13 protein-coding genes are annotated in these 12648 nt (G+C 45.7%); 9 read left to right on the top strand and 4 right to left on the bottom strand.

Annotation, left to right across the window (positions count from 1 at the left end; translation table 11 throughout):
• Window positions 1–5: 5 nt before the first annotated feature.
• Window positions 6–980 carry an ABC transporter permease gene (locus OCU35_RS12750; RefSeq protein WP_017029328.1) on the bottom strand — a complete coding sequence of 325 codons (975 nt, stop codon included), beginning with the start codon at window positions 978–980 and terminating at the stop codon, window positions 6–8.
• Between the two features lie 55 nt (window positions 981–1035).
• A complete protein-coding gene (locus OCU35_RS12745) occupies window positions 1036–2679 on the bottom strand; it encodes an ABC transporter substrate-binding protein (RefSeq protein ID WP_102555717.1) in 1644 nt (547 codons plus the stop codon).
• Window positions 2680–3211: 532 nt separating this feature from the next.
• Between OCU35_RS12745 and OCU35_RS12740 the strand changes: the two genes are divergently transcribed.
• The gene (locus OCU35_RS12740) at window positions 3212–4474 is read left to right on the top strand and encodes a hydroxymethylglutaryl-CoA reductase (RefSeq protein WP_261825458.1); all 1263 of its coding nucleotides are present in this window, start codon (window positions 3212–3214) and stop codon (window positions 4472–4474) included.
• Here OCU35_RS12740 and OCU35_RS12735 read toward each other — a convergent pair whose 3' ends face one another.
• Window positions 4475–5356 (bottom strand): DMT family transporter, encoded by an 882-nt coding sequence (locus OCU35_RS12735; protein WP_119009458.1) that lies wholly within the window; start codon window positions 5354–5356, stop codon window positions 4475–4477. It abuts the gene before it with no gap.
• Between the two features lie 308 nt (window positions 5357–5664).
• On the opposite strand from OCU35_RS12735, the gene ubiE reads away from it, so the two are divergent.
• The 6 genes from ubiE to tatC are packed head-to-tail and all read left to right on the top strand — an operon-like array spanning window position 5665 to window position 10118.
• Window positions 5665–6438, top strand: a complete 774-nt coding sequence (ubiE, locus tag OCU35_RS12730; protein WP_017029332.1) for a bifunctional demethylmenaquinone methyltransferase/2-methoxy-6-polyprenyl-1,4-benzoquinol methylase UbiE — start codon at window positions 5665–5667, stop codon at window positions 6436–6438.
• A gap of 12 nt (window positions 6439–6450) precedes the next feature.
• Window positions 6451–7056 (top strand): ubiquinone biosynthesis accessory factor UbiJ, encoded by a 606-nt coding sequence (locus OCU35_RS12725; RefSeq protein WP_017242689.1) that lies wholly within the window; start codon window positions 6451–6453, stop codon window positions 7054–7056.
• The gene (gene ubiB, locus OCU35_RS12720; protein WP_017033023.1) at window positions 7053–8687 is read left to right on the top strand and encodes a ubiquinone biosynthesis regulatory protein kinase UbiB; all 1635 of its coding nucleotides are present in this window, start codon (window positions 7053–7055) and stop codon (window positions 8685–8687) included. Before OCU35_RS12725 ends, ubiB begins: the two co-directional genes overlap by 4 nt.
• A gap of 33 nt (window positions 8688–8720) precedes the next feature.
• Window positions 8721–8984 carry a Sec-independent protein translocase subunit TatA gene (tatA, locus tag OCU35_RS12715; protein WP_017029335.1) on the top strand — a complete coding sequence of 88 codons (264 nt, stop codon included), beginning with the start codon at window positions 8721–8723 and terminating at the stop codon, window positions 8982–8984.
• A 3-nt stretch (window positions 8985–8987) separates the two neighbouring features.
• Window positions 8988–9326, top strand: coding sequence for a Sec-independent protein translocase protein TatB (tatB, locus tag OCU35_RS12710; protein WP_017029336.1), 339 nt, complete (start codon window positions 8988–8990; stop codon window positions 9324–9326).
• A gap of 45 nt (window positions 9327–9371) precedes the next feature.
• A complete protein-coding gene (gene tatC, locus OCU35_RS12705) occupies window positions 9372–10118 on the top strand; it encodes a twin-arginine translocase subunit TatC (RefSeq protein WP_017029337.1) in 747 nt (248 codons plus the stop codon).
• 69 nt (window positions 10119–10187) lie between these two features.
• On the opposite strand, the gene OCU35_RS12700 is transcribed toward tatC, so the two are convergent.
• The gene (locus OCU35_RS12700; protein ID WP_017029338.1) at window positions 10188–10949 is read right to left on the bottom strand and encodes a TatD family hydrolase; all 762 of its coding nucleotides are present in this window, start codon (window positions 10947–10949) and stop codon (window positions 10188–10190) included.
• Window positions 10950–11081: 132 nt separating this feature from the next.
• Here OCU35_RS12700 and hemB point away from each other — a divergent pair, with 132 nt between their 5' ends.
• Together hemB and OCU35_RS12690 are read left to right on the top strand one after the other, a co-directional pair.
• Entirely contained in the window at window positions 11082–12095 is a 1014-nt protein-coding gene (hemB, locus tag OCU35_RS12695; protein WP_017029339.1) for a porphobilinogen synthase, read from the top strand.
• Window positions 12096–12175: 80 nt separating this feature from the next.
• The gene (locus OCU35_RS12690) at window positions 12176–12622 is read left to right on the top strand and encodes a GNAT family N-acetyltransferase (protein WP_102501719.1); all 447 of its coding nucleotides are present in this window, start codon (window positions 12176–12178) and stop codon (window positions 12620–12622) included.
• Window positions 12623–12648 lie beyond the last annotated feature (26 nt).

Here is a 12648-nt window from a genome sequence, read left to right as displayed (position 1 = left end):
AAACCTTAATCGTCAATGCGAGGGTCAAGCCAAACGTACAGTAGGTCAGCAATGAAGTTTGCTGTTAGTACTGCAGTAACCAAAATCAGTAGGATTGCTTGAATTAGTGGGTAATCACGTGCTGTGATGCCCTTCAGTAGGATGTTGCCAAGGCCTTGGTAGTTGAATACAACCTCTGTAAGGATTGAACCCGCAAATGAGAAACCAATTGCCATTGCAATCGCTGTTGCTACTGGAAGAATCGCGTTGCGTCCTGCATAACGATACATAACACGGAAGCTTGATAGACCTTTTGCTTCAGCCATGGTCACGTAGTCTTCACCCAATACGTTGATCATTGCGTTACGCATGTTGAATACCCATGTTGCGATGCCCACAAGAATCATCGAGCCCATTGGAAGTACGGCGTGTGTTGCGACGCTGCTAATGAACTCCCAAGTAAATCCTGGAGTAATCATTGGGTCATAGGTGTAACCCAGAGGGAACATTTCTAGCTGTAGAGCAAAAATGTAGAATAGTAGTAGTGCTGTAACGACGTAAGGGAAGTTACTGATGAATGCCAACACTGGTGGAACGATTTGACCAAATAGGCCTTCACGACGGTAAGAAGCGTAGGTGCCGATACTAACGCCAATGATTAGAGCAACAATAAGTGAGCCAAGGGCTAGGAACATGGTCCAAGGTAGGGACATGCCAATTACTTTCGTTACTTCAGTTGGGAACATCAAAACCGATGGGCCAAGGTCTAGAGTGAACACACTTTTAATGTATGCGAGGTATTGTTCGAATAGGCTACCATCAACGAAGCCGTACATTTCTTTTACCGCATCCATTTGGGCCATGTCCATTTTACCACCGGCAGCCGCAAATAAAGCATCAACTGGACTACCAGGCATAATGCGTGGTAAGAAAAAGTTGAATGTTATTGCGACAAAGAACGCCGTCAAATAGAAGCTAAATCTACGGAGTACAAAATTCATAGGTCTTTCCTGAGAATGGAGGACTACCGGAAAGGTAGTCCTCAGTGGGTTTTAATTATTTTGCGTGAAGGTGATCTAGGATCTTCACTTTTTTGTCCGCTTGGTAGTAGTTAGGGTGGATGTATGGGTTTTCAGCATCCGGCCAGCCTACAACTCTCTCAGTACGGTATTGGAACCATGTTGGGTTAGAGAATAGAGGAATGAACGCAACATTCTCTGCTGCAAACTCTTGTAGTTCGTTTAGGATCTCAGTCTGAACTTTCACGTCTGTAGTTTGAGTAAATGCATCAATCTTGTCAGAGATCTCTTGTGAGAATACACCGTGACCTGCGTGCCAAGCTTTACCTACAGCATTCGCTGAGAAGTAGTCTTGGTATGCTTGGATTGGGTGTGCGTTGTTGGTGTTAGACCAGTTGATAGAGATGTCGTAGCCACCTTCTTTCAAGTTCTTGTCGTATACAGACCAGTCAACAGTCTTAACGTTTGCTTTCACGCCAACTTCTTCGAAGTACTCAGAAACCATTTGCACGGTTTGTACCCAATCAGTCCAACCACTTACTACTTCGATATCAAACTCAACGTTTTCGCCGCCTGGCATGTTACGGATGCCGTCACCATTGGTGTCTTTTAGGCCAGCCTCGTCAAGAAGACGGTTTGCTTCGTCAAAGTTGTAAGTAGAGTATTTCGCGAATTTCTTCTCGATATCTTGGTTTACGTACGCTTCAAAGTACTGACCTAGACCGCCCATGTAGTGGTTAGGTGTTGGGTAGCCGTAAGCTGCGATATCAACGATAGTTTCACGGTCAAGTGCCATAGAAAGTGCACGACGTACATTGACGTCATCCAATGGAGCTTTTTTAGTGTTTAGGTAAAGTTGGATTGCATCGTTCGCTGGGTACCAGTAGTGGTTGTTCTCTGGATCGCGGTCAACGAAGGTTTTATCGATGTCAGCAACAAAGTTAGATGCCCAATCGATTTCGCCTTTCATAAGCGCAGCTTGGATTTGCGAGTTATCGTTGTAAGAACGCGCAGTAATACAATCTAGGTATGGACGGCCTTGCTCTGCTTGCCAGTAATGAGGGTTACGACAAAGTTTGATTTGCTGAGGAGTCATAAGAGCAACCTCAGTCATAGGACCGTTACCAACAGGATTAGGGTTAGTGAAGGTAGTTAGGTTTTCTACTCCGCTCCATACGTGCTTAGGAACGATGTAGTAATCTTTTAGACCCCAAAGGAAAGTAGAATCCGCTTTAGCCATCTTGATAACAACAGTTGTGTCGTCAGTTGCTGTTACGCTTTCAGTGTAGCCACTCCACATACCTTTAACGTCAAACGCTTTGTTGTCTTTAGTCAGTGTGTAGCTATAAGCAACGTCTTCTGCTGTTAGAGGTTTGCCATCAGACCATTTTAGATTCGGACGAACCTTGATAGTGATGGTCATTAGGTCTTCAGATTGTGTGATAGATTCAGCGATACGAGGCTCAATCTCACCAGTTTTACCGTTATGGATGAATAGTGGCTCGTACATGGTACCAGCAACGATATCTTTTTGGGTGTAAGGGTTAAAGTTTTCAACAAAACCAGTGCCGATCGCAGGTATAGTAATCTCGCCACCTTGCTTGATTTCTGTATTGGCGAAGGTCGCTCCTGTAGTTAACAGTCCGACTACAAGTGATGCCACTGCAGTTTTCTTTAACATATCTTCTATTCCTCGTTGTTACACTTCAATGAAGAAAGTATGAAAGCGCTTTCTTTTTTGAAGCGTAGGTTTAAGAACCGATTAATTATTTTGTGTTTGTTTCGTAGGGTTTCTAAAAGAAGTATCGCTCGTGAAAGCGCTTTCTTTAGCGAGTAAGTTACGACTTCTTCATCAGCAAAACAAACATCATTCTGGTAAAACCTGTTCGATCTCACGCATATTTCACGAACCAATGACGAAAGTTTGATCTGCTGCAAGATTTATATATTTGTATGATTTGTACGCGAATTCGATTAAATCTTAAACGGAAACGCAATATACGAAGGCAGAAATGCTTAGTTACATTTACTCACTCAATGAGTCAAATCATTGCCACTGGAGTACCCTTGAATCTGGTTTGCGTTGTAATTGGAGGGGAATGTTCGTATTCTGCTCGGCAAAGCTATTTGTACGACTAAAATAAGATTGCGCTAAGGAAGGAATCGGCTCAGGGATCTGTTTAGCAATTGTGATAACCCCCAAAGTGAGAAATATGCCTAAATTAAATCTACATCGCAGTGATTACACCTCATCTCTCAGTTCTGAGCTTGACCCTTCACTTCGTAATGAGGCTTTGCAACCTCACTTTGATACGCCCAAAAGAAAGTTAACGAAGAGCCCGTATTTGACTGAGAAGAATGTCCTGCGACGTTGGGACTCTCTTGATAATGCTGATTCTCAGAAACATCTCTTAGATGAGCATACTCAGCAGCACATGTTGGAGTACTCAAAGAACATTGAGCATTTCATTGGCACAATAAAAATGCCCGTGGGTATGGCTGGCCCATTGCGAATCAATGGCTTATTCGCTCGCGATGACTTTCTGATTCCTCTAGCCACCACAGAGGCTGCGTTAGTGGCATCCTATAACCGCGGTTCTCAATTGCTCACTGCTGCTGGTGGCGCTACGGCTATGCTTCTTAATGAGGGTGTGACTCGTACACCAGCGTTTGCCTTCTTTGATATTAGTGAAGCAGGGCAGTTTGTCGCTTGGGTTGTGACTCAATATGCCACCTTTAAGTCTATTGCCGAACAAACCACCTCTCACGGCAAGTTAACAGATATCAGTGTCAGCATTGAAGGTAACCATGTTTACCTAGTATTTGAATTCCTTACCGGTGATGCCTCGGGCCAGAACATGGTCACGATTGCCACTAATGCGGTGCTTGAGTACATCATGGCACATACGCCAGTTGAACCAGAGCACGCCTTCCTTGATGGAAATCTATCTGGGGATAAAAAAGCCAACGCCCAAACACTGCGCAGTGTTCGCGGTAAAAAGGTGACGGCAGAGGCGCACATTCCAGCAGAATTAGTCGAAAAGTACCTACACACCACCCCTGAGAAGATGATGCAGTTTGCGCAGATAACAACGGTCGGTGGAGCGCTAAGTGGCACTATTGGTATCAATGCCCATTATGCCAACGCATTGGCTGCGCTTTATATCGCGTGTGGCCAAGATGCCGCATGTGTGGCTGAATCTGCGGTCGGTATGACACGATTGGAAGTGGACAGAAATGGCGATTTGTATGCCAGTGTGACCTTACCCAACCTAATGGTAGGAACTGTGGGTGGTGGTACTGGATTACCAAGTCAAAAGGCGTGTTTAGACCTGATGGGACTGCATGGCAACGGAAAATCACAGGCCCTAGCCGAGGTTGCCGCTGCCCTTTGTCTTGCTGGTGAGCTTTCTATTGTTGGTGCGTTTTGTGCTGGGCACTTTTCTCGTGCCCATCATAAACTCGCGCGAAAATAGTTAAGCAGCCTTACGTTTAAGTTGCTGGATAACCAGTCCAGCAACGATCAATACCAAACCGAGTAAGGTTGAGATATGAATCTCTTCTCCTAAGATTTGCGATAGCAAGATCAGGGAAATGAACGGAGAGATAAAGATGAGATTGCTGATCCTTGCGGTGTTTTGTGTGGCTTTTAGTGCACCCAGCCATAAAACAAAGGTAATCCCCATCTCAAACAGGCCAACGTAAGTCACCGCTAGCCAACCTTTAGTGCTGATATCCCAAGCGGCGCCTTCCCAAATAGAGAGCGCTATGGTGAGTGGAATCGCTACTAGGAAACCAAGCAGTACCGCAATGACCGGATCGGCTTTATTTTTGGCGTTCAAGATCCAGTAACCGGCCCAAAGCAGGGTAGACAACAAAGCTAAACCAACCCCTAGCGGACTCTCAAACTGCAAGCCCAGCACATCCCCTTGTGTTGCAATGACCACCACACCTAAATAGCCCAGCGTACAAGCAATCCAGTCTTGAGTTCGAATCTTTTGTCCCAAAAATACGGCCGCCATCAAGGTGAGGGTAATGGCCCAGCTGTAATTGATCGGTTGTGCCTGCGAAGCGGGTAAAAGGTCATAGGCCTTAAACAGGATCAGATAGTAGGCGAGGGGATTAATCAGACCTAACATCAAGTAGTAAAGTGGATTTGCGACAAAGGTTCCGACGATGGTATGAGTCTTTTTTTGATAGACACAAACAAGCAATAGGGCAATCGCAGAGACTATGCTGGCACAGGTTAGCATCTGGATTGGCGTAAACTCAGCGAGGGTGAGTTTGAATGCGGTGGCAACAGTAGACCACAGAAGGACTGCACTGAGTCCTAATATAAGCGCTTTGCGTTCGTTCATGAATGACTCAAAGTGTTAAATAAAGGAAAAGATAAAAGAGGGCTCAGTCTATAGCCTTTGTGGGTATGCGCCAATATACAATTTGCTTGGTTTGGCCGTGTATTTCCACTCGCTGTGGTGCATCTATTCACACTTATGCAAACCTTATGAGTCTGTGAGAGACTTCAGCAAAGACAAGCGCTGATGTATGCAGTAAACTTGGCCATTCGTTTGCAATGCAGTTTGCTAGCGTAGCCGGGCGGCTTTCGTCGTGAATACACTTTCACTAGCCCTCGTTTGGAATACGACTTCAGAGATAGAACATGGATATGAGCGTTAAAGAACCCCAAGATCAAGCCTCGCAAGACACTACTCACTTTGGTTTCAAGACTGTCGCCAAAGATGACAAGGTCACTAAAGTAGCAGAGGTATTTCATTCGGTAGCAAGCAAATACGACCTGATGAACGACCTAATGTCTGGTGGTGTTCATCGCTTGTGGAAACGCTTTACCATCGACTGCAGTGGCGCTCGCCCTGGGCAGCGCATATTGGATCTCGGTGGCGGTACTGGTGACCTAACAGCTAAGTTTTCGCGCATTGTGGGTGATAATGGGCACGTGATCTTAGCGGACATTAACAACTCAATGTTGAACGTAGGTCGTGACAAGCTAAGAGATGTTGGCGTTGTCGGCAATGTTCATTATGTTCAAGCCAACGCAGAAGAACTGCCGTTTCCTGATGATTACTTCGATTGCATCACCATTAGTTTTTGCCTGCGCAACGTAACAGACAAAGACAAGGCTCTACGCTCTATGTATCGCGTATTGAAGCCAGGCGGTCGCTTACTAGTGCTTGAGTTTTCTAAGCCAGTCTTGGACCCATTATCTAAGATCTACGATACCTATTCATTCCACATCCTGCCGAAGATGGGTGACATCATAGCGAACGATTCAGAGAGTTATCGTTACCTAGCGGAGTCGATTCGTATGCACCCAGATCAAGAGACCCTTGAAGGCATGATGCAACAGGCAGGCTTTGAGCAGACGAACTACTACAACCTGACAGGCGGCATAGTCGCATTGCACCGTGGTTACAAATTTTAGTGGGATGCCAAAATGCCAATTGATGCCTTAGTGACAGCCGCTGTTGAAACCTCATTCAATGCCTTGATAAAAGAGCAACCGGAGAGCCAAAAGCAATTGGCTCGCTTAAAGGGCTCTATTATTCGACTCAATATCAAAGAGTTAAATAAAAGCCTAATCTTTGTGTGCAGCCAGCAGGTTGATGTGTTGGCTGAATTTGAAGGGACGCCGGATTGCGAGCTCACGCTAAGCCTAACGGCTTTGCGAGATTTACAGCAGCAAGCCAATATCAATGACTTATTCAAGAAAGATAAGCTGTCAGTTTCTGGAGATATGCAGGTAGGACAGCAATTCGCGACTCTAATGCAATTGAGTAAGCCCGATGTGGCTGAGATTCTCTCCAAAGTGCTGGGAGATGTGGCAGCACATACCCTAGTTACTGGTGCTAAGAACGGTTTGTCGTTTTTTCAGCGCAATGCTCGTAAGCACACGACGCATCTTAAGCATGCCATTACAGAAGAGTGGGAGTTGGCGCCATCGCCGTTGGCCGTCGCCAGTTTCTGTGACCAGGTCGATGACGCTCAGGCAAAACTACACTCTTTAGAACAACGCTTATCGCGTCTAATGGAAACCGAATGACTCCTTCTGAGCTAAAGCGCCTTTATCTTATTACTCGAGTTCAATTGGAATATGGCTTAGATGAGCTTATCCCTGAGCATGAACTGGCGAAATTTCCACGACTAGCGCGAAAGGCGCTCTTTTGGATCAAGAATAAGCATCCAGAGAAAGAGCTAGGTCATCGAATGCGTCTTGCCTTGCAAGAGTTGGGGCCGGTATGGATTAAGTTTGGGCAGATGATGTCTACGCGCCGAGACCTATTTCCTCCGCATATCGCCGATCAACTTGCCTTGTTGCAGGACCGCGTTGAGCCATTTGATGGTCACCTTGCGAAGAAGCACATCGAGCTGGCTCTAGGCGGCCCTATTGAAAAATGGTTTGATGACTTTGATATTGATTGCCTAGCATCAGCGTCAATTGCACAGGTACACACCGCTAAGCTGAAAGAATCAGGCCGAGAAGTGGTACTTAAGATCATTCGTCCAGATATTCGCCCAATCATTGATGCCGACGTTAAGCTTATGTTTCGTATGGCGAAATTGTTGGCTAAAGTTGCACCAGAGGCTCGTAGACTACGACCTATCGAGGTGGTGGCTGAATACGAGAAGACGCTACTGGATGAGCTCGATCTACGCCGTGAAGCAGCCAATGCCATGCAACTTCGCCGTAATTTTGAAGGCAGCGAAGAGCTGTATGTTCCAGAGGTTGTGGTTGATTTAAGCAGCAAGAATCTCATGGTGTCTGAGCGTATCTATGGCATTCAAGTCTCTGATATTGAAGGACTTGAAGCGAATGGCACCAACATGAAGCTGCTTGCTGAACGCGGAGTGACAGTCTTCTTTACCCAGGTATTTAGAGACAGTTTCTTCCATGCCGACATGCACCCAGGCAATGTGTTTGTCCAGTATTCACACCCTGAAAATCCGCAATGGATTGGCCTAGATTGTGGCATTGTGGGCACGCTCAATGCCGATGATAAGCGCTATCTAGCGGAAAACTTCTTGGCGTTCTTCAATCGTGATTACGGTAAAGTTGCGCAGCTGCATGTGGACTCAGGCTGGGTTCCAGCAGACACCAATGTACAAGAATTTGAGTTTGCGATTCGTATGGTGTGTGAACCTATTTTTGCCAAGCCATTGTGCGAGATTTCGTTTGGTCACGTGCTACTAAATCTGTTCAACACCGCGCGACGCTTCAATATGGAAGTTCAGCCACAATTGGTGTTGTTGCAGAAAACCCTTCTCTACGTAGAAGGATTAGGCCGACAGCTATACCCTCAATTAGACCTATGGGCGACGGCTAAGCCATTTCTTGAAAAGTGGATGGGCGAGCAAGTCGGCCCGCAGGCGGTAATCAACTCACTTAAAGAGAGAGCACCATTTTGGGCAGAAAAGCTTCCTGAATTGCCTGAGCTGCTGTACGACAACCTTAGGCATGGCAAGCAATTGTCTAGAAAAGTCGAGCATTTATATGAGGGATATCGACAAACGAAGAGACAACACGCCACTGGCCAATTTATGTTTGGAATAGGCGCTACATTTATCGTATGCTCGTCCATACTTTATGTTAGTGATAACCCATTGATTTCTTCAGTGGTTGGCGGGGTCGGATTGTTGGCTTGGCTTTTAAGCTGGCGCACTTACCGCAAGTAATTATTTATAGAATGGAAACAAAGGTAATAACACATGGGTGGAATTAGTATTTGGCAACTTCTGATCATTGCTGTGATCGTGGTTCTGTTATTTGGTACCAAAAAGCTTCGCGGTATTGGCGGCGATTTGGGTTCTGCAGTTAAAGGCTTTAAGAAAGCAATGTCTGATGAAGACGCTGCAGCGAAAGATGCAAAAGATGCAGATTTTGAACAGAAGAATATCTCTGAAAAGAACACTTCTGAGTCGAAATCAGCAGAGCAGAGCACTGAAAAGCAAAAAGATAAAGAGCAGGTTTAAACCGTGTTCGATATAGGTTTTTGGGAACTGATACTGATCTCTGTATTGGGGTTGGTGGTATTAGGACCCGAGCGTCTTCCTGTGGCTATTCGTAGTGTTGCTCGCTTTGTTAACTCAGCTAAATCTATGGCAAGTAATGTTAAAGATGAGCTGGATCATGAGCTTAAAATTCATGAGCTTCAGGAAAATCTGAAGAAGGCAGAAAAGATGGGAATGCAGGATATGTCTCCTGAATTGCGCCAGTCTGTCGAAGAGTTAAAAGAAGCAGCTAAAAGCGTTCAACAACCTTACAAGTCCTCAGAAAACTCTGTTGAGTCGCCTTCTCCTAAGTCACAAGATTAATCAATAGGGGCACATTCGCCCCTTTTGTTATTTATAGAGGTTTCTATGTCTTCGGTTGATTCTAACCAGCCATTGATGAGTCATCTGATTGAGTTACGTACCCGATTATTGCGTGCTATTGGCGCTGTAATGGTCGTATTTCTGTGCCTGATTTATTTTTCCGGCCATATCTATGAGTTTGTATCCGCTCCCTTAATCGACCGATTGCCTGAAGGGGCGACGATGATTGCGACGGATGTTGCGTCACCGTTCTTCACACCACTGAAATTGACACTCATTTCGTCTGTCTTTGTTGCAGTGCCGTTTATTCTCTATCAGGTGTGGGCGTTTGTAGCACCGGGCCTGTATAAGCATGAGAAACGCTTGGTAATGCCATTGCTGTTCTCTAGTTCGCTACTGTTTTATTGTGGTGTAGCGTTCGCGTATTTCGTGGTATTCCCATTAGTGTTTGGCTTCTTTACTGCGATTTCCCTTGGGGGAGTAGAGTTTGCCACCGATATCTCAAGCTATCTCGATTTCGTATTGGCGCTGTTCTTGGCCTTCGGTATTGCGTTTGAGGTGCCGGTTGCGATTATCTTGCTATGTTGGACTGGCGCAACGGATGTTGAAACGCTAAAAGCGAAAAGACCGTTTGTTGTTGTCGGCGCTTTTGTTATCGGTATGATGCTGACACCTCCCGACATTATTTCTCAGACATTACTCGCGATACCTATGCTTCTTTTGTTTGAGGTTGGTCTGTTCTTTGCTCGCTTCTATACCCGTCCAGACGAGGAAGAAGAGCAAGAGTCTTAATGATTGCCGCTAATTATCAGATATAAAAAAATCCCCAGCATTGGGGATTTTTTTATATCTATAGCAACCTTATAGGTTGAACAGCTTGATTGCATTGCTGGTGGTAATGTTATCTACCTCTTGAATGCTTAACTCTCGATGTTCAGCCACGCGCTGGGCAACTAACTGTGTATAGGCAGGTTCATTCCTCTTGCCGCGATGAGGCACTGGAGCAAGGTAGGGACAGTCTGTTTCTAGGATGACATATTGCATATCCAAGTGAGGAATCACCTTATCCATACCGCCATTTTTGAAGGTGGATACACCGCCTAGCCCTAAGTGAAAGCCAAGGTCATTAATGGCTTTGGCTTCTTCGATGCTTCCGCCAAAGCAGTGGAACACGCCGCGTAGGGAGCCATCTTGCTCTTTGCTCAGCAGGCCTAGCGTTTCTTCGATGGAATCGCGAGTATGAATGACCACGGGCAGGTCTTTCTCTTTTGCCCAGTTTAGCTGAGTGATAAAGGCATATTCTTGCTCTGCTCGATACGTTTTGTCCCAGTAAAGGTCAATACCAATCTCACCCACAGCAATGAAGTTGTGTTTATCAAACCAGCCTTCTATTTCGCTTAATGTCTGCTTGATATCTTGATCCACATAGCATGGATGCAAACCCATCATAGAGCGGCATACTTCTGGGTACTTTGCCTCTGTTGATAGCATAGGCTCTATGGAATCTAGGTCGATATTGGGTAGTAATATACGGTCAATGCCTTGTTGCAAAGCACGCTGTACCACTTGGTCTCTATCTTGGTCAAATTCGCTAGCGTAGATATGGGCGTGGGTGTCGATCATGAGAAAACATCATTTGTTGGCTATTTGTGCCCCAGTATATGTGCATTCGTTCTATTTTTCATGTTACGTACATTCCTACACCCGTGGTTAGTGGTATGATTTGCCAAAGTTGATTTAGACAAGGAGCGCGCGATGACCGCACTTATTCAGAGTCCATTCCCTGCACGTAGAATGCGCCGTATGCGCAAACATGATTTTAGCCGCCGCCTAATGGCTGAGAATAAGATCTCCGTTGATGATTTGATCTACCCAATGTTTGTTCTAATGGGTAAGAACCGTCGTGAAGCCGTAGAATCGATGCCGGGCATTGAACGCCTATCTATCGACCTTATGCTAGAAGAAGCAGAAAGGCTCGCCAACTTGGGTGTTCCGGCTATCGCACTGTTTCCGGTAGTGAATCAGGATGTAAAAAGCACTTGTGCAGCTGAAGCCCATAACCCTGAAGGTTTGGTGCAAAGAGCGGTACGCCTGCTAAAAGAGCATATCCCGCAGATTGGCGTCATTACTGATGTTGCTCTGGATCCCTACACTACCCATGGTCAAGATGGCATCATTGATAACGATGGTTATGTACTGAACGATGAAACAACAGCTGTCCTGATCAAACAAGCACTGTCTCACGCTGAAGCTGGCGCAGATGTGGTTGCACCATCCGATATGATGGATGGTCGTATTGGTAAAATTCGTGAAGCATTGGAAAAAGCGGGCTATATCCATACTCAGATAATGGCTTACTCCGCTAAATACGCGTCTAACTACTACGGACCATTCCGTGATGCAGTGGGTTCTGCGAGCAACCTAAAGGGTGCAGACAAGAAGAACTACCAAATGGACCCTGCCAACAGCGATGAAGCCTTGCATGAAGTGGCGTTAGATATTGCTGAGGGTGCGGATATGGTGATGGTTAAACCTGGCATGCCTTATCTAGACGTGGTTCGCCGAGTGAAGACTGAGCTACAAGTGCCAACCTTTGCCTACCAAGTTTCTGGAGAGTATGCGATGCATAAAGCCGCTATTCAAAATGGCTGGCTGAAAGAGAGAGAGACGGTGCTAGAGTCCTTGCTATGCTTCAAGAGAGCGGGCGCGGACGGTATCCTGACCTACTTTGCAAAAGATGTGGCTGAGTGGTTAGCTGAAGAAAAATAACTACACATAAAGTTGTTATCGTTTAAGGCCCTCGTAATGAGGGCTTTTGTGTTTATTCATATCCAACACAGGGGGGAAATATGTCGATTGTGGTTCGTGAAGGCTCTTTGCAAGAAGCCTTAAAGGTAATGAGCAGTATTCAAGAGTTTGCTAAGCCAGAGGGTATTGAGTCACTATCTCAGCGTCTTGGTGATAAAAAGCAGCTGGTGCTTGTTGCCGAAGAAGAGGGCGCTTTACTTGGCTTTAAGGTTGGATATGAGCAAGACAGTAGTACCTTCTATAGTTGGCTTGGCGGTGTAAATTCGCAGGCGAGAGGTAAAGGGGTCGCGCAGAGCCTATTAGTTGAGCAAGAGCATTGGGTTGCGAATGAAGGGTATTCTTGGCTAACGGTTAAGTCGAGAAACCAATTTTCTTCTATGCTTCGATTGCTGCTGAGAAATGGTTATTGGATCGAAAAGTGCGAGCCTTACCCAAACCCTCAAGAAAATAGACTTTACTTCCGAAAGTCCATGTTGACTGAAAGTTAGTCGACTCTTTGACAGGCGTTTGTTGC

Origin of the sequence: Vibrio breoganii (assembly GCF_024346795.1) — a bacterium.
GTDB lineage: Bacteria > Pseudomonadota > Gammaproteobacteria > Enterobacterales > Vibrionaceae > Vibrio > Vibrio breoganii.
This window is presented reverse-complemented; position numbering and strand designations above follow the sequence as displayed.